Origin of the sequence: Vulcanisaeta sp. (assembly GCF_049966235.1) — an archaeon.
In the GTDB taxonomy this organism is placed as follows: Archaea; Thermoproteota; Thermoprotei; order Thermoproteales; family Thermocladiaceae; genus Vulcanisaeta; species Vulcanisaeta moutnovskia.
Map to the genome: position 1 here is coordinate 13,138 of NZ_JBMFVA010000014.1, position 16,158 is coordinate 29,295.

The 16,158-nt window shown below is 40.9% G+C and carries 13 protein-coding genes; all 13 read left to right on the forward strand.

Translation table 11 applies throughout. From position 1 onward, the window contains the following. Positions 1–52: 52 nt before the first annotated feature. The 13 genes from ACP5L5_RS08250 to ACP5L5_RS08310 all read left to right on the forward strand — a co-directional run bounded on the left by ACP5L5_RS08250 (position 53) and on the right by ACP5L5_RS08310 (position 16,113). Entirely contained in the window at positions 53–1,021 is a 969-nt protein-coding gene (locus ACP5L5_RS08250; protein WP_013604566.1) for a thiamine pyrophosphate-dependent enzyme, read from the forward strand. A gap of 240 nt (positions 1,022–1,261) precedes the next feature. Further along, complete coding sequence (locus ACP5L5_RS08255) at positions 1,262–2,536, forward strand: MFS transporter (protein ID WP_428762978.1); 1,275 nt, start codon at positions 1,262–1,264, stop codon at positions 2,534–2,536. A 142-nt stretch (positions 2,537–2,678) separates the two neighbouring features. Next, positions 2,679–4,088 (forward strand): FAD-binding oxidoreductase, encoded by a 1,410-nt coding sequence (locus ACP5L5_RS08260; protein ID WP_428762980.1) that lies wholly within the window; start codon positions 2,679–2,681, stop codon positions 4,086–4,088. A gap of 4 nt (positions 4,089–4,092) precedes the next feature. After that, on the forward strand, positions 4,093–5,283 hold the full coding sequence (locus tag ACP5L5_RS08265) for an FAD-binding oxidoreductase (RefSeq protein ID WP_428762981.1): 1,191 nt from the start codon (positions 4,093–4,095) through the stop codon (positions 5,281–5,283). Further along, positions 5,283–6,560: a (Fe-S)-binding protein gene (locus ACP5L5_RS08270; RefSeq protein WP_428762983.1), complete on the forward strand. Its 1,278-nt coding sequence runs from the start codon at positions 5,283–5,285 to the stop codon at positions 6,558–6,560. The genes ACP5L5_RS08265 and ACP5L5_RS08270 overlap by 1 nt, the downstream gene beginning before the upstream one ends. Positions 6,561–6,697: 137 nt before the next feature. After that, on the forward strand, positions 6,698–6,880 hold the full coding sequence (locus tag ACP5L5_RS08275; protein ID WP_428762985.1) for a hypothetical protein: 183 nt from the start codon (positions 6,698–6,700) through the stop codon (positions 6,878–6,880). Positions 6,881–7,055: 175 nt separating this feature from the next. After that, complete coding sequence (locus ACP5L5_RS08280) at positions 7,056–8,510, forward strand: L-lactate permease (RefSeq protein WP_428763035.1); 1,455 nt, start codon at positions 7,056–7,058, stop codon at positions 8,508–8,510. Positions 8,511–8,620: 110 nt separating this feature from the next. After that, entirely contained in the window at positions 8,621–9,553 is a 933-nt protein-coding gene (locus ACP5L5_RS08285; RefSeq protein WP_273302656.1) for a homoserine kinase, read from the forward strand. Positions 9,554–9,580: 27 nt separating this feature from the next. Next, positions 9,581–10,705, forward strand: a complete 1,125-nt coding sequence (locus ACP5L5_RS08290) for an NAD(P)/FAD-dependent oxidoreductase (RefSeq protein ID WP_428762987.1) — start codon at positions 9,581–9,583, stop codon at positions 10,703–10,705. A 38-nt stretch (positions 10,706–10,743) separates the two neighbouring features. After that, positions 10,744–13,050 carry a DEAD/DEAH box helicase gene (locus tag ACP5L5_RS08295; protein WP_428762989.1) on the forward strand — a complete coding sequence of 769 codons (2,307 nt, stop codon included), beginning with the start codon at positions 10,744–10,746 and terminating at the stop codon, positions 13,048–13,050. A 49-nt stretch (positions 13,051–13,099) separates the two neighbouring features. Beyond that, a complete protein-coding gene (locus ACP5L5_RS08300) occupies positions 13,100–13,891 on the forward strand; it encodes a nucleotidyltransferase family protein (RefSeq protein WP_428762991.1) in 792 nt (263 codons plus the stop codon). A 28-nt stretch (positions 13,892–13,919) separates the two neighbouring features. Continuing rightward, entirely contained in the window at positions 13,920–14,924 is a 1,005-nt protein-coding gene (locus ACP5L5_RS08305; protein WP_013604576.1) for a glycosyltransferase family 4 protein, read from the forward strand. Further along, positions 14,917–16,113, forward strand: coding sequence for a M20 family metallopeptidase (locus tag ACP5L5_RS08310; RefSeq protein ID WP_428762993.1), 1,197 nt, complete (start codon positions 14,917–14,919; stop codon positions 16,111–16,113). Before ACP5L5_RS08305 ends, ACP5L5_RS08310 begins: the two co-directional genes overlap by 8 nt. Positions 16,114–16,158: the final 45 nt, after the last annotated feature.

Consider the following 16,158-nt stretch of genomic DNA (forward strand, 5'->3'; position numbering starts at 1 on the left):
GAGTGTGACAATTTCAATTAAGCTCGCCCGAACAGTCAAGGACCTAGTACAGATGGCTCAGACTGAGTACTTTGATGCTGGCCATAGGACTTGCCAAGGCTGTGAATCTGCAATGGTGCTTAGATGGGTTGCCAAGGCTGCTGGGCCTAATACTATAGTCATTGGCGCAACAGGCTGTATGTATGTAGCGAATACTACATACTATACAACGGCCTGGGCGTTACCTTGGATACACACTCAATTATCTGGCACTGGGTCGGCTGCTGTTGGTACTGCAGCAGCATTGAAGGCACTTATGGAAAAGGGTAAACTACCAAACGAGAAGATAAATGTAATTGGTATATGTGGTGACCTAGGCTGTGCAGATGCAGGCCTATCTGAGGTATCTAACGCATTAACACACACGAAGTATAACTTCCTAATACTCATGTATGATAATGAATCCAGCGCCAACACTGATATTCAAGAAACAACAATGACACCGTTTGGAGCACTGACAACCTTCAGCCCAAGTGGTAAGCAGATCAGGATAATGAAGTATAGGTGGAAGAAGAACATGGCTGCCATGATGGCTGTTGGACACCCAGAGGTTAAGTATGTAGCCACGGCAATGGCAGCGGATCCAATAGACCTATACAATAAGGTGAGGAAGGCTCTAGAGATTGGTGGACCAACATTCATACATACTCTAGATCCATGCCCGAAGGGTTGGGGCTACGATCCCAAGTACAGCCATGAAATAGGTAAGTTGGCGGTGGAGACAGGTCTATGGCCGCTCTTCGAGATAGAGAATGGCAAGTTCAGGCTAACAAGCACAAGCGCTAGGATAGCCAGCGGCGAGATTAAGAGAAAACCTGTTAAGGAGTACATAAGGAGGCAGACGAGGTTTAAGCACCTTACTGATGAGGATATTGAGTACATACAGAGGAAGGTTGATGAGATGTGGGAGAAGTGGTTAATACCTGGGCTATTGCCATTAACTAAGGAATTACCATATCCGGAGACAACAAAGGCTCAGTAAATAGGTAGTTATTTCTTAAAATTCTTCTTATATATTCATTCTTAATCTATTGTCTATTTAATTATCATTATTTATAATTATTTTTAAATCTTTTATACTTTTTCAGAAAACATTTAATTTAACAAAAATTAATCAATGATAACATGTCATAATTTATGATAGATTTTCTAATTATTACGAATTTTATAAAAATATTATCTTAGCAAGATTTTAATAATTATGAATAATTCTATCTAATGTATGGGTGGGGAGTCAAAATTAACGGACAAGCAAATACTTGGTTTTAGTAGATGGCTTGCCTTTGTTGGTGCATTCCTGGCAATGTTCATGATTAGTCCCTATGAGTATGCCTTTAGCGCTTTCTCGCATGATGTTACTCAATTCTTCCATATCAGTGCTGTGTTCCTTGGTACAGTATTTACAGTAAACGTGTTCCTTGAATCCGTGTTCGGCTGGCCAGCGGGATTCGTTAGAGATAGGTATGGACCTTGGCTTCTTCAATTAATTGCTGCATTTCTGGTTGGCATTGGTTACTTTGCGGCAATCTTTGGCTCACCAGCCCTGTTAATGTGGGTTTATGCCGTGATCGGTGGTATTGGTGCTGGTATTGTTTATAATAATAGCGTTACCGTGGCCAATAAGTGGTTCCCTGATCATAGAGCTACCGTGGCTGGCACCATATCAGCTGGCTTTAGCTGGGGATCAATACCAATAATACTACTAATTGGCATTTTACCCAGGACTCAGCCCATAGCCGTGTTTAAATCAATAATGCTAGGGCTTGCAATAACCTCCTTCGTAATAATATTGATCTCGGCCTTCCTCATGAGAAGAGACCCACCAAAAGGTTGGAAACCGTCCACGTATAATCCACAGTCATCAAGGTCAAAGCTGATACGTGCAACCGATTACCAATTTACATTCTCTGAGACAGTGAGAACTTGGCAATTCTGGATATTGGTCATTACATTCCTCCTAGTGGCTTCTGAGGGGTTAACTATAGTCTCTAAGGCCGTTCAGTACGGGCTCTACTTCCACTTTGCCTTGATCATTGCTGTGGCTGCATCGCTTGGTTCATCAATAATGGCAGGTTTAGGTAAGTTCATAACCGGCGTTGTTTCTGATGCTATTGGTGTTATTAAGACATTAATCCTATTTTACGCCTTATCAGGTATATTCACGTTATTAAGTGTACTGTTTGGTACTATACATAATGAAATTGGCTTTGTTACATCAGTTGCTCTTGCAATCTTGACTTGGGCGTCAATATATACCGTCAACCCGGCATCCATTGGTTACTTCTACGGCGAGGTAGCGTCAGGAAATAACTATGGGTTGCTTTACGCCATAGCTAAGGGTAGTGGTGCTATTTATGGTGGTGTTTTGACGGCAATAATGATAACATCCTTAGGCTGGATAAATACGATGGTGATCTCAGGTCTCTTTGGAATAATAGCCGCACTATTGGCTATACCACTACTCTGGAAAATACCAAGACCTCCTAGGAAGGCATAATTGTATATAGGTTTAAATTTTTTATTAAAAATTAATATTTTTCATATTATTCTGAAATATATAGAATAATCTTTTATTATATTGGTTATAGATAAAATATCATTTAAGCAATACTTATTAATATTTATGCATATATGCATGTATGGGAATAACCGAAGGCATTATTAATGAATTGAAGAGAATTGTTGGTGAGAGTAATATTATTACTGATGAGGTTGAGCTTACGGTTTATGAGGCTGATGGTTCATTTGTATACACGGCCAAACCTGATGTGGTTGTTTTTCCTAGGTCTGCTGAGGAGGTTGCTAAGGTCGTCAGAGTTGCTTGGGAGAATAGAATACCGATTGTTGGTCGTGGTTCAGGCACAAGCCTTAGTGGTGGTGCTCTGCCCATTGAGGGTGGTATTGTTGTTTCCCTAGCGAGGATGAATAGGGTCCTTGAGTTGGATATTGAGAATGAAACCGCTACCGTGGAAGCTGGTGTCATTAATCTATGGGTCAGTGATGCCCTGGCTAAGCTCAATTATCAGTATCCAATAGACCTTGGTTATTACTTCCCGGCCGATCCAGGTAGTCAGAGGGTGGCTACGATAGGCGGTAATATCAGCCATAATGCGGGTGGTGTTAAGTGCTTTAAGTATGGTGTTACTGTGAATAATGTGCGTGGATTAAAGGTCGTACTTCCCAACGGTGAGATTAGGTTCTTTGGTGGTAAGGTTATTGAGAATCCCGGTTATGACATTGTTGGCATTATAAGTGGTTCTGAAGGCACGATGGCCATAGTCACCGAGGCCGTTTTAAGGATTGTTAGTAATTATGAGTCCGTAAAGACCATACTAGCCGCATTTAATTCAATTGAGGATGCAGGAACAGCAGTTTCCAGAATAATAAGTACCGGCATTAGACCAGTAGCCCTGGAGTTCATGGATAAGATTGCCGTAAATGCCATTGAGGCTGGTCCATGGGGTGGTGGATTACCCACTGATGCAGAGGCCATATTACTCATTGATGTTGAGGGTTCAGAACCTGGAACAAGCGCTGAGGCTAATAGGATAATTGAAATACTTAAGTCATCCGGCGCATACATGGTTAAACTCGCCAGGGATAGAGCTGAGGCTAATAAGTGGTGGGGTGCCAGGAAGCAGGCCTTTGGCGCCATGGGCTTCGTAGGCCCTAACTACATTACTGGTGATGGTACAATACCTAGGAAGAAGTTACCTGAGGCGTTACATAGGATCAAGGAAGTTGGTAGTAAATACGGTTTTAGGATAGCCAATGTATTCCATGCTGGCGATGGCAACCTACACCCACTCATACTATATGATGAGAGAAAGCCTGGTGAGAGGGAGAGAGCTTTGCAGGCTGAGGATGAGATACTTAGGATGTGTGTTGAGATTGGTGGTACAATAACTGGTGAGCATGGAGTTGGATATTATAAGAAGCACCTAATTGGTTTGCTTTATACTGATTATGAATTGAATGTAATGAAGAACATAAAGTCCGTCTTCGATCCATTGGGTATTATGAACCCTGGGAAAATCTTTCCTGGGTGATTGAATGACCCTGGAAATAGCACTTAGGAATATTGAGAGGGAGGTTAGTAATGATTCAGTTAAGGAACCAACGAATAAGTACATAATTGACGGGCTATCACCTAAGGTCGTGCTATATCCAAGGGACATTAATGAGCTAAGTGTAATAATGAAGAATGTGAGTAGAGAGAAATTGAGTGTAATACCCATTGTTAATGGGTCGAAGGTTTTCATGGGGAATGTACCTAAGTCGTATGATGTCGCGCTTGACTTAAGCCGTGTACATAAGGTTATAGAGCCAGATCCTGAGGAGATGGTTGGTACTTACGGAGTTAGTGCATCATTTAATGAAACTCAGGAAGCACTTAAGAGAGTAGGTAGAAGGTTACCAATTGATCCACCTTTGTCGAACTACTCAAGCATCGGTGGTATATTCTCATGTAATCTATTTGGTCCTCTGGCATACATCTTCATGACAACAAGGGATATAACACTTAGGGTTAGGGCCGTAATGCCTGATGGTACCATTGTTAGATGGGGCACTGGAATGATTAAGGATGTTGCTGGCTATAACATAAAGAGGCTTTTCATAGGTTCCTGCGGCTCTCTAGGCATTATTTATGAGGTTATGTCGAGAATAGCGGCAATTCCTGACGTAACAGCAGTAGCTAAGGTAGATAAGGAACTTGGCTTATTGATCACCAGGAGGTTAAAGCCCTATGGAGTCATCATAATTAATGGCACTATGTATCTTAGATTTGAGGGCATTAAGGAGGAGGTTGAGTATCGTCTAAGTAAATTGAGTGAAGTTTCGAAATTCGAGGTTTTCTATGGTAATGAGGCCGATGGATTATGGTATAGATTAACATCAATTAATGAAATATTTAACTATAGTGTTGTGCTTAAGGTAATAACCCCGCAGGCCAAATTAGAGAATGCTGTGAAGGAGTTACCAAGTGATTACTTGGTTAAGATGCCCATGATTGGTGAGGCTTATCTTGGCATTAATAGTATTGATATTAACACCCTAAATGCCGCTAGGAAGAGAATTAATGACTTGGGTGGTTACCTGGTAATTTTGAAGGCACCTGTTGATATTAAGCGTGGCATTGATGTCTGGGGCATTGGTCAGAATATTGATATTATGTCAAAAATGAAATCTGTCTTTGACCCAGCAGGTATAATGAATCCAGGTAGGTTTGTGGGTGGTCTATGATGAGTAATGACTTGTATAAGAGGATTATTGAGGAGGGACTCAATGAGACCTATAAGTGTGTACACTGTGGTTTTTGCCTACCAACATGCCCAACCTACAGGGCTACATGGAACGAAGCAGATAGCCCGAGGGGTAGGATATACCTAGTCAAGGCATTGCTAACGGGTAAGTTACAACCCACTGAAACCCTGCTTAAGCATCTCGATGCCTGCGTAATATGTAGAAGATGCGAAACTGCATGCCCATCTGGTGTTCAATATAGTAAGGTCATTGATGCGGCGTATGCATATTTAGGCAGTAAATTAACGAACTACGGATATCCATGGCACATTAGAACTGGGTTCCAGCTTATTGAGAACCCAACAATAATAAAGTTAGCATTATCGGTGTCAAGCTCATTGCCTGGAATACCAAGGCATATGAAGGGCTTTGCCAGGTCAAGAAATGAGGAAAAACTCAATGATACGCTTGGTAGGGTGTTTAAGGTACCAAAAGACAAAATTATTAGGGGTAGGGTACTGTTATTCGTGACTGAATCATGCGTTGCCTGGCAATCACACACCCACCTGGTTTATGCAACCATCAGAGTACTTACTTGGAATGGCTTTGAGGTTGTTGTGCCCAGGGAATTTAAGTGCTGCGGTGCGCCATACATGCACATGGGAATGTTTAATAAGGCCCTTGAACTCGCAAAGCACAACATTGATGTATTGAATAGGTATGAGAAGACCTATGGAATAGACTATGTCGTGGTTCCAGACTCAGGTGGTTGCCAGGCCCAATGGCTTGAATATGAGAAATTACTCAATATGAACCTGAACCTTAGGCAGAAGGTAATGAATACATTACAGTTACTTGACAAAGTTGGACTAGTTGGCGAACTCGGCCCAGTTAAGATGAGAGTATCAATACAGCATAGTTGCCACTTAATGAATGTGGTTAAGGCTCACGATACCGTACTTAGGGTGGTTAGTAAGATACCAGGTCTTGAAATTAAAGGCTTAGACACAGCCGATATTTGTTGTGGTGCAGGTATGATGTATCCAGATAGACATCCAGGCATTGCCAAGGAAATAACTAGGCAGAAGCTTGAGGATCTAATGCGCCATAAACCTGAAGCATTAATATTGGAGAGCGTTACCTGTAAGGCACATTGGACAAACATCATTAGGGACAATAACCTAACTGTCAAGCTACTATATCCAACAGAGTTACTTGATATGTCATACATATCTGGTGAAAATCCAGGATATGAAAACATTATAAATAGAGTCTAGCATCAATGTATAATTTTACAAACATAATTCAGATAGTTAAAAATAAAACATACATAGTATTTTTTACGTTATATAAATATAAAATGTTTATCCATAATAGTAATATTTAAAATCATAAACAAATATTAATATATAGTATGTTTACTCAACCCTTAAACCCAATAGGCAATATAGTACTAACGGCTTTAGCGGCTTTAATACCCATAATAGTACTATTAATATTATTAGCTGGCTTAAGGATGTCTGCCTGGCTTGCCACACTAATTGGTTCTATAGTAACTATATTAGTGGCAATACCGCTCTGCCGGGGCGGTTGTTGATGGTTGTTTATAGTCGTTTATTTCCGCCTCCGGCTTCACTGCGGCGACTCCCTGGCCCCCTCACCGCAGGTTGGCCTACGGCTCTCGGGAACCAGGGACAACCAACGGGCCTATATAGAGGGGACTTATAAAACCATCTGTGGACATAGGTGACCATAAAAAGAATTCCACCAACATGAAAAAGGACACAGCCCTTTGGCATAGCCCGCCGTTAGAGACTATTGATGCTTGGATCATTGGTGCATTAGTTGGGTTCTGGTACATAACGTGGATAACCATTTGGGGCGTTACGATATATAATACATTAGTTCTGACAGGAAAATTTGATGTATTTAGGGATTGGGTTGTGGCTAATGCGACGAGTGATGCAAGGGTTCAGGCAATATTATTAGCGTGGTCCTTTGGAGCCTTAATGGAGGGCCTTGTGGGATTTGGGTATCCCTGGGCCATTGTTTCGCCACTATTAGTCGCGCTTGGTTATGACTGGATTAGAGCGATACAGACGTCCGCGTTGGCAAATAATGCCCCTGTTTCATTTGGTGCTCTTGGTACACCAGTGATTGCACTTTCTCTTGTTACTGGTATTCCATTAATGGTCATGTCAGCATCAGTAGGTAGAGTTGTAGCTCTTTTAGCGGTTTTTGTGCCATTTATATTATTGATTATTGTGGATGGAATTAGGGGCCTGAAAGACGCATGGCCAATTGCATTAATTGGTGGGTTAGGTTATGTTGCTGGGCAATTTCCAGTATCTAATTACCTAGGCCCATACTTACCAGATATCGCTGGCTCATTGATATCATTCTTCATATTATTAGCATTTCTTAGGATATGGAGACCGAGGAGGATAATAACGTTTGGATCGCAGTCAACAAATGGTTCAGGGCAGCAAAGGAAGTTTACGACTAAGGATGTCGTTATAGCATGGTTACCATTCATAATCCTAATAATTGTCGTTACGTCATGGACAGGTCCCTGGTCCCCATTGCCTCACTTCATAGTAACTACCTGGTCTGTAAAGGCATACTCAACGGTACTTCATAAGGTAATTGCGGTAGCTTTTGAGGTGAATCCCTTTGTTGCTGGTACGTCAATATTCGTATCATGGTTAATAATATGGGCTGTACTTGGTGCGAGTCCTAAGGTATTCATAGAGTCACTAAGGAGGATGTGGCATCAAATGTGGGGTGCAATATTGACAGGTTTCTTTGTGGTTGGATTGGCGTATGTATTTAATTATTCAGGTATGGCGTACTCATTGGCATATGCAAGTTCCCTTGTTGGTCTCATCTTTGTTATTATATCACCCTTCTTAGGCTTCATAGGCGCTGCTCTATCTGGTAGTAACACTGCTAGCAATACGTTATTTGGTGCGTTACAAGCCGCTGTTGGTAAGTTGCTAGGTTTACCTGTACCATTATTACCAGCTGCGAACTCAGTAGGTTCTGAGTTAGGGAAGCCTGTTGCTCCTCAAACCGTCAGTGTTGGTGTATCAACTACACCATACGTTAGGAAGGAGGGTATAATAGTTAGGAGGAATTTGCCTTGGGCGATAATGTATGTATTCTATCTAATATTTATAATATCATTATATGCGTTTGTATTTCCATGGGCTATGCCAAAGATTTAAGTCGATAAGTAATATGTATTTTCTTATCTCAAAATTCATGATATATAATTCCATTATAATCAGTGAGTAATGATGATTAAAGTTATAAATAGACACTATATTTATTGCCGATGCCAATATGTATTAGGAGCCCAGCCTCTATAGCTAATTTAGGACCTGGATTCGATGTATTATCACTAGCCATTGCAGAGCCTTATGATGATGTTTACGTAAGGCTAAACCAGGGAGACGATTACATAGAATTTATTGGTAATTACTCTCATTACTTGCCTAGTGATTATAAATCCACGACTTTATATCCAGTCATTGAGGAGTTTAGGAGAATTACGGGCATTAACTTTAGTGTGCGCATCATAGTTAAGAAAGGCATTAGGCCAGCCAGTGGTTTAGGAAGTAGTGGCGCTGACGCTGCTGCAGTGGCCTACGCCCTAAATAAATTGCTCAATACGAACCTTGATACCAAGTCCCTAATTAGGATTGCGGCGCTAGGTGAGACTGCCGCGGCTGGCACTCCACATATGGATAATGTGGCTGCATCCCTATTAGGCGGCTTAGTCATCATTAATCCAGTGACTGGAGACTTTGTTAGGATTGATGTACCTAATAAATACTGGCTTTCAATAATCATAGCCGGTAATAAGCCCAGCACCAAAGAAATGCGTAGGTTATTGCCTAGCACAATAGACATGGGCAGCCTTAAGAATAATTCTGCCTACGTATCAATGTTCATCTACTCATTTATTTCCGGTAATAAGGAAATATTGAGCAAGGCATTAATGGGCGATACAATTGTCGAACCCATAAGGGCTAAGTTTTACCCACATTACAATGCTGCTAAGGAGACTCTACTCAAGGCTGGTGCCATTGGCGTTGCCCTTGCTGGCGCTGGTCCATCGATTTTTGGATTATTTGACCACGAACCACCTAAGGACAACATAGACAAAATGCTAGGGGCATATGGATTAAGGGATCATTTATTGATTGTTACGCGACCAAGTAACGTTGGAGTTCATGAAATACCCTGTGAAGGCCTAAATGCTTAATACCTACTCCATACTTTAGGCCCCTGCATGGATGCGGTAATAATTGGTGGGGGTGTTTTGGGGACAGTATTAGCATACTTACTTACAGCAAGGGGTGTTAATGCCACTTTGATTAATTCAGGTTTTCAAAGGCCAAGGTTTCCACTCATTCACTCGAAGCTTTTGAGGATTCCTGAGGATATTAGGTTGGCGAGGATTAGTGAGGACGTTTATGGGGAATTATCGAGAGAGATTGGGATTGATGTGTTAAGGCCTATGGATTCCGTAACGATAATACCGAATACGTGTTATGATGATACGTCGAGATTAATGAACATGTGGCATAACGTTGGTGTGAACACGCGCATAATAAGTGATGTTCGTGATTACGGAATTAAGGGAATTAATGAGAAGGAGGTTTATATACTTAGTACAAATGGTGATAATTTCGTTAATTACCCATTATTAATGAAATATGTTCGTAATGCTAATGGAATTAAATACATCAATGGTATAGCCAGAATTAAGCTTAGTGATGATGGCGTTAAGGCTCTAGTAAATAGTGAAATACTGCATGGCGATTATTTTATCATTACCGCTGGTGCCTGGAATTCCATAATTGCCAGGAATGCCAATCTAAGAATTCCATTATTACCTTATAAGTGTCAGGCAGCTGCATTTCTTAGTAGGAGAATTGACATTATTGTCTATGACTATGTGCTTGAAATTTACATAAGACCCCTCGGTTCCATAATCAACAATGCACTAGGTGCATTAGGGCTTTCTGTTATGGTTAGTGGTGATGGTAATTCCCGAGTTACCGAACCAGGCAAGGAAGGAAGTGTTGACCGTGAATTCCTTAATGAGATAAAGAATAAGGTTAGAGCAAGATTGGGTAATGCACTACTTATTGGATCCAGGTTTGGTTTTTGCGAGAGTACTCCTGACATGAGGCCTGTGGTGGGTGTTGTTGGTTCAAATAATTTATTATTGATTGGTGGTTTTAATGGTTATGGGGCTGAGGTTGGTCCAGCATTGGCTATGGCCGTCGTTAATTACTTACTCGATGGTTCATGGCCTGATTATGCAAGGCCTTATCTTATTGATAGGTTCGGTAATGACTGGCCCAATATCTGGGATATCGATATTGAGGCCCATGAATTATGTGTATAATACGGCTTTAAACTCTTTATTAATTCTGCTGTGAGTTAATGAATTGGTTGATTAAGTTGCGTGTTGGCGACTTACCACTACCAGACGTGTTAAGGGACTTCATAATCAAGGAAAGAGGTATCCAGGAGCTTTATCCACCTCAGGAGGAAGCTGTACGTAAGGGCTTATTCGATGGAAGAAATCTCGTAATGTGCACTAGTACGGCTACTGGGAAGACATTAATAGCTGAATTAGCAATGATAAATGCAGTACTCACCAGGGGAGTTAAGGCTGTATTAGCTGTTCCATTGAGGGCACTGGCCTATGAGAAGGCCAGGGACTTGAGGATTTATGAGAAGCTTGGTGTTAGGATTGCCGTTACAACGGGTGAGTATGATAAGGAGGATGCATGGCTTATGAATTACGATATTGTCGTAACAACCTACGAGAAGCTTGATAGTTTATTGAGACATAAGGTTGATTGGCTTAAGCAGGTGGGTATTTTAATAATTGATGAGATTCATTACATTGATGATGATAAGAGAGGGCCGACTATTGAGTCAATAATTGCTAAGGTAAAATCCCTGGGACTTAGTATGCAATTGCTGGCTTTATCAGCAACTGTGGGTAATGCCGAGGAGATAGCCAAGTATCTTGACGCTGAACTTGTTGTTTCTGACTGGAGACCAGTCAAGCTTAGGGAGGGGGTTTATTATGATGGGGTTATCTACTACGCAGATGGTTCCAGGGAACCCATTAAAGACCTAGAGAATCCAGTATTATCGTTAGTAATGGATACAATATTTAATGGTGGTCAGACGCTTGTCTTCACGAGCTCCAGGTCGAATACCGTGAAGCTGTCTCAACAAATTGCTCATTACATATGTAATTACAACGTGAAATTAATAGAACCGAGAGAATTAATGAAAGTATCCAATGCAATCCTTGAGACCTCACAGTCTAAATTGCTCGGTGAAGAGTTGGCGAAGATTGTTAGATGCGGTGTTGCCTTTCATCACGCAGGTTTAGACATGGATGTAAGATCCATCGTGGAGAACTCCTTTAGGGACCGGTTAATTAAGGCCGTGGTTGCAACAACTACGTTAGCCGCAGGCGTTAATTTACCAGCTAGAAGGGTGATTATTCATGAGTATAGGAGATATGAACCTGGCTTTGGAATGGAGGAGCTCCCTATCATGGAGTATAAGCAGATGGCTGGTAGGGCCGGTAGGCCTGGGCTTGATCCATATGGTGAGGCAATACTAATTGCCAGGAGCGAGGATGAGGTTGATTACCTAATTAGAAATTACATAAATGCCAGGGTTGAGGATGTAAAGTCCAAGTTTCTCACTGATAAGAATCTAGCAACGCACATACTCTCAGCAATAGCCAGTGGCTATGCATTGAATATCGATGATGTGATGAGGTTTATATCATCAACTCTAGGCTACATTCAAGGTGGCTTCCATAGGAATGAATTCCTCAGAGATTTATTGAAGAGGAAGATTGATGATGTACTAAACTTCTTGGTTGAGTCAGGGTTTCTTGAAAGGAGGAACAATGATGTGGCGGCAACTGCCTTAGGCTCATTATTGAACACGCTTTACCTGGATCCGTATACTGCGAATGTATATATTCGTGGACTTAGGTCTAGGAATGAGACCAATGACTTAGGCTATACACATTTAATTATTCAATCGCCTGAGGTTCCAAAATTACGGGTTAGGAGAAATGAGTTTGACGATTATATAAAACTTGTTTTAGATAATTGGGATTATTTATTGATTAAGCCATCAATTACTAGGGATGAGATTGAGAATGATGAGTTTGAGGATGAGGAAATTGAGGATTACTTATCCACAATTAAGACTGCAGTAATGCTCCTTGACTGGGCCAATGAGGTCTCTGAGGATGAGTTATATAAGAATTATGATGTTGGTCCTGGCGATTTGAGAGTATATAGTGATTTAATGAATTGGTTAGCCAGTGCTGTGACAAGGCTTGCCGGTGCCATCGGCATGAGGAAGCATGAGGAGAGGCTGAATGTACTTAGGTGGAGGCTGATCTATGGTGTTAAGGAGGAATTAATAGAGCTTGTGATAAACCTTGAAGGCGTTGGTAGGACTAGGGCTAGGGCGCTTTATGATGCTGGTTTTAAGGACATTGCTGATATTGCAAATGCAGATCCAAAGGCTATAAGTATTATTAGGGGCTTTGGTGATAGGCTTGCGCATTCAATAATTGAGCAGGCTAGGAGGTTAATTAAGGATGGTAAGGTCGTTAAGCCAACAATAATAGAGAGAGATAGGGAGGGTGGTAAGCAGGGATATACGAGGAGGAGGGGTTCGTTGCTTGATTACCTTTGATATCGAATATGAAATACTTATATATTAATGCCATAACACTAGCGTGTTGATGATTAGCAAGGCAGTTATTACTGCCGCTGGGTTGGGCACTAGAATGAGGAGTATGACATTGATAATGCCAAAGGCATTATTGCCGTTAATACGCAGGAATGAGACACCAATGCTTGTTCCAATTATTGACCTAATAATAGCGCGTTTGCAGGAGGTTGGTGTCACTAAGTTCATAATTATTATTGGTAGGAACGGTAGACCATTAATTGATTATTTAATGGATAAGGTATTTACGGATTCCCTAAGGGTTCAAATATCATTTACATTTCAAGAAAAACCCCTTGGCTTTGGTGATGCTGTGCTTAAGGCTGAGGATTTCGTGAGCTCAGAACCATTCTTTGTACATGCTGACGATGGGATCCTAACCGATGGATACTCAGAAGGTGTTAAGTTATATGACGAGTTAAGGCCTGATGCATTACTATTCCTCAGGAGAGTTAGTAATCCAAGTAGGTATGGCATTGCTATTGTCAGGGATGAGGGGCCATACAATGGTTATAGGTTGGTTAGGGTATTAAATGTGGAGGAGAAACCAAGTAATCCTAAGTCGAACATTGCCATAACTGCTGCCTATATATTTAACAGGAAGATATTTGATAGCCTTAGATTGATTAATACGAATAGAGAACTTGAGCTGACATATGGCATTGAAGGCATTATTAATAGTGGTGGTGAGGTTTACGGATTATTACTCAATGATAATTCCTGGCTAAGTGTTGGCGATCCAGAGAGTTACTTCGAAACTATTAATAAGACGTTCAATTCCAACGAAAGAACTAATATTTATTAATGAATCACTTTAGTAACAGCTTGCTTATATGATTGTAAACATTATCGTAAGTAAAAACAGAGTATCTGGAGAATTAAGGACGGGAATTAAGTTAAGGCTTGAAAATCCACCACCTGGTGTTAATTATAGGGCAATTGATGAACCCGTTGGTTTATCCCCATCCTTTAATGACTTCTACATAACTAAGGACACAACAACTAAATGGTTTCTTAAAACCCTCATAGAGCCCATATACTCCCTCAAGCTTAAGGGTTTAACACATGCCTTCTTCCTAAACCTATTCATACCGCACACACCCTGGATTCAGGAGATTGACCAACCAATATTTAACCTATTTGAGAAGTACATAGGTAAGTCGAGAAGGAGTGTCCTATATAGGCTCGCAATAAGGACCTTTAGGTACTTGTTCAATAGGGACAACGTTATAATAGTGACTTGGACCCAATGGAGTAGGGAGGGACTTGAGGAGGAGGGATTTAGGTACGTTAGAGTTGTGCCACCGCCAATGAAAACAAGCTTTAGGAAGATTGATAATAAAATAACGATTGGGTTTATAGGTGTTGAGTACCATAGGAAGGGTGGTGATATTGCTGAGGATATTATGTCAAAATTACCAAGGCACATTAGGAAGGTTTATATCGGTAAAAGTCCGAGGAAGATAAGTGGAATTGAATATTATAATCCAATGAGAAGGAATGAATTACTTAAGTTGATGGCTGAGTTCGACATACTCCTTTTCCCAACTAGGGGTGAGGCCTATGGATTCACGGCGCTTGAGGCAATGAGTATGGGCATACCCGTGGTTGCGTCTAATGTGGATTCAATTCCAGAGGTCGTGAGCGATGGCGGTATACTTTGCGAGGTCAATGACATTAAATGCTTCCTTGATAGTATTAAGGAACTAGTAAGTTCGCCGGAATATGTAATAGAACTTGGTGCAAGGGCTAAGGCAATCGTCGCCCAGAGACACTCGCCAAGCATTGTTGGTAAGGAATTATTAGCAATATATAATGAATTAAGTGAAGATGAGTGAATTAGTGGATCATGTATCAAGTATACTAAAGGATTTAATTAGAGTGAAAACAGTAACACCACCAGGCGAGAATTACCTGGACCTAGTTACCTATTTAGATGGATTATTAACGAATTATGGAGTAAACACGAAAATAATCGAGGTACCAAAGTCAATTATTAAGGAGCACTATCCTGAATATGCAGATCACCCTAGGTACATATTATTGGCCGAACTATGTAATACCAGGGACAAAAGAATTCACTTTAATGCACACTATGATGTAGTTTCCGGAGGAGGAGGATGGCTTGTTACGGAACCCTTCAAGCCCGTTATCATTAATGGTAGGGTTTATGGTAGAGGAGCCTCAGATGACAAGGGCGGTGTTACAGCATTGGTATTACTTGCAAAGCAACTTAGTGAGCTGAGAGACTTTCGTGGTTGTGCGGAATTCTCTTTTACACCGGATGAAGAAATTGGTGGTTTAACAGGTGTTGGTTATCTCATTAATCAAATTCGTAGGCCTGACTATGCCATTGTGACTGAACCAACTGGCCTCAATACCATATGGATTGGCAGTATGGGCATACTACAGCTAGATATTGTTGTTAGGGGGTTGCCGAGTCATGCCTCGCAACCATGGTATGGCATTAACGCCTTTGAGGATGGCATCACTATGGCCTATTCATTAATCACTAGGTTGAAGCCTAGAATTGAGGATAGACAATTCATGAATGAATCAGCGTCTGTAGTATTAGGAGGTCTTGTTAGAGGTGGTGATGCGCGTAATATTGTGCCTAGTTATTTTCAATTCTCAATTGATAGAAGAATATTACCCAATGAAGACATTGACCAGGCATTTAATGAAATAGTGAGTTTAATCAATATGTTTCACAGTTATGTAAAGTCCACAATAGATGTCTACGTAATAAATAAGATAGAACCTGCAATAAACAATAACTCATTATTGCTTACAGGGTTAATCAATGCCATTAGTGAAACTCTCAAGGTTAATCCTCAAGTAAAAATCTCGAGGGTGCCTGTGGATACTCGATACTTCCAGAAAAGTGGCATAGATGCATTAACATATGGACCTGGAGATATTGCTGCGGCTCATGGACCCGATGAGTATATACAAATCAATGATATTATGGAATCAGTGAAGGTTTACCTAAAGTTAATTAGGAGAATTTATAGCAATAATATCTAGATTCCTGGGCGTTCATAGAACTCGATAGGTAAATATTTTTATATT

What these genes read in the sequence shown, in the direction of transcription:
- ACP5L5_RS08250 (WP_013604566.1), top strand. Translation starts at nt 53, where the DNA reads ATGGCTCAGACTGAGTACTTTGATGCTGGCCATAGGACTTGCCAAGGC.
- ACP5L5_RS08255 (WP_428762978.1), top strand. Translation starts at nt 1,262, where the DNA reads ATGGGTGGGGAGTCAAAATTAACGGACAAGCAAATACTTGGTTTTAGT.
- ACP5L5_RS08260 (WP_428762980.1), top strand. Translation starts at nt 2,679, where the DNA reads ATGGGAATAACCGAAGGCATTATTAATGAATTGAAGAGAATTGTTGGT.
- ACP5L5_RS08265 (WP_428762981.1), top strand. Translation starts at nt 4,093, where the DNA reads ATGACCCTGGAAATAGCACTTAGGAATATTGAGAGGGAGGTTAGTAAT.
- ACP5L5_RS08270 (WP_428762983.1), top strand. Translation starts at nt 5,283, where the DNA reads ATGAGTAATGACTTGTATAAGAGGATTATTGAGGAGGGACTCAATGAG.
- ACP5L5_RS08275 (WP_428762985.1), top strand. Translation starts at nt 6,698, where the DNA reads ATGTTTACTCAACCCTTAAACCCAATAGGCAATATAGTACTAACGGCT.
- ACP5L5_RS08280 (WP_428763035.1), top strand. Translation starts at nt 7,056, where the DNA reads ATGAAAAAGGACACAGCCCTTTGGCATAGCCCGCCGTTAGAGACTATT.
- ACP5L5_RS08285 (WP_273302656.1), top strand. Translation starts at nt 8,621, where the DNA reads ATGCCAATATGTATTAGGAGCCCAGCCTCTATAGCTAATTTAGGACCT.
- ACP5L5_RS08290 (WP_428762987.1), top strand. Translation starts at nt 9,581, where the DNA reads ATGGATGCGGTAATAATTGGTGGGGGTGTTTTGGGGACAGTATTAGCA.
- ACP5L5_RS08295 (WP_428762989.1), top strand. Translation starts at nt 10,744, where the DNA reads ATGAATTGGTTGATTAAGTTGCGTGTTGGCGACTTACCACTACCAGAC.
- ACP5L5_RS08300 (WP_428762991.1), top strand. Translation starts at nt 13,100, where the DNA reads ATGATTAGCAAGGCAGTTATTACTGCCGCTGGGTTGGGCACTAGAATG.
- ACP5L5_RS08305 (WP_013604576.1), top strand. Translation starts at nt 13,920, where the DNA reads ATGATTGTAAACATTATCGTAAGTAAAAACAGAGTATCTGGAGAATTA.
- ACP5L5_RS08310 (WP_428762993.1), top strand. Translation starts at nt 14,917, where the DNA reads ATGAGTGAATTAGTGGATCATGTATCAAGTATACTAAAGGATTTAATT.